Source organism: Corynebacterium sp. MSK073, from assembly GCF_030232085.1.
GTDB lineage: Bacteria > Actinomycetota > Actinomycetes > Mycobacteriales > Mycobacteriaceae > Corynebacterium.
In genome coordinates, this window is the sequence record NZ_JASPIY010000038.1 from 1 (window position 1) to 1,249 (window position 1,249).

The following is a 1,249-nucleotide window of genomic DNA, read 5'->3' on the forward strand; positions in this document are numbered from 1 at the left end:
CATGGTGGAACGAGGTAAGGCTCCACCAAAGCTTGGGATACCGAACCCCAGCCGAGGTGGAAACCGAGTTTTGGAAGAAGACCCCACAACAGGCAATAATGGAAATCAAGGCAAATGCCTAGGAACAAAACCCGGGGCACTTCAATCACACGACTGCACAACTCTTACCTGTAGCAAGGGAGGAATGGCGAGCGTCCCAGCGTGAGAGTATTGCGAAACCCCCGCGCGCGCATTAGCCTAAAACACGACAGCACAGTTCACCTTTGAATGGTTGCGTCCAGTAGCGTGGTGTATCTGTAACTGACGGTGGGGGGCCTGACCCCCGGAAAGTGGACACATCGGGGGCTAGCTATGCTGCTGTGGTCAGTATAGCCGAAGACTTGGTTTCAAAGACATCAGGCGCTACGAGATTGCACCAGGAGTGCCGCCGGCGCGTGTTATAGCGCATGCACCACCGGAAGACCTCTTGGCGACAGGTAATTGGGTTGTCAAAGACTTTCCGATCACGCAAGACTTCTCGCTTTAAGGTGGCGTTAAATGACTCTGCCAGGGCATTATCGGCACTAGTTCCCACCGCTCCCATGGACTGGCGGACACCTAACGACGAGCAGTAGTTCCTAAAGGTTTGTGAGGTGTACACACTGCCGTGATCAGAATGGAAAATAGCCCCGTCAAGACTGCCACGCACACCATGTGCGTGGGCTAGGGCATCGATGACCAGTGAGACCCGCATGTGGTCTGCGAGTGCATAACCTGCAAGTTTACGTGAATACGTGTCAATGACTGTGGCCAAATACATGTTCTTGCCGCCCTTACACGGCAGGTATGTAATGTCGCCGACATACACACGGTTCGGCTCGTCAGCGGTGAACTTGCGGCCTAGTAAATCCGGCATGACACGGTGACCAGGCTTGCGCCTGGTGGTGATGCATCGACGCCGTTTGCTAAAGCCTTTTAGTCCCATGGATTTCATGATGCGTGCAACCTTCTTGTGATTGACCGGGGTATACACCGGGTCTTCCTTAAGGCTTGCGGCGATGCGTTTAGCCCCATAAAGACCATGCTCATCATCGAAGATGGTTGTGATTCTTGCACCAATAAGACCGTCAGAATATATCTTTAACCTGCGCTTTTTGCGGGTGCTCACCCACTTGTAAAACGAGGAACGATTCAGCTTTAACACGTGGCACATCCGCTTAACCGAGTATTCGGTTCGGTGGTCATAGACAAACTGGAAGCGGATCACCAG

Annotated in this window: 1 protein-coding gene; it reads right to left on the reverse strand. The window is 52.9% G+C overall.

The window, feature by feature from the left end:
- Positions 1 to 349: 349 nt before the first annotated feature.
- Positions 350 to 1,249 (reverse strand): IS3 family transposase (locus QP970_RS11565; protein WP_284869965.1); only part of this gene is annotated, 900 nt, incomplete at its 5' end.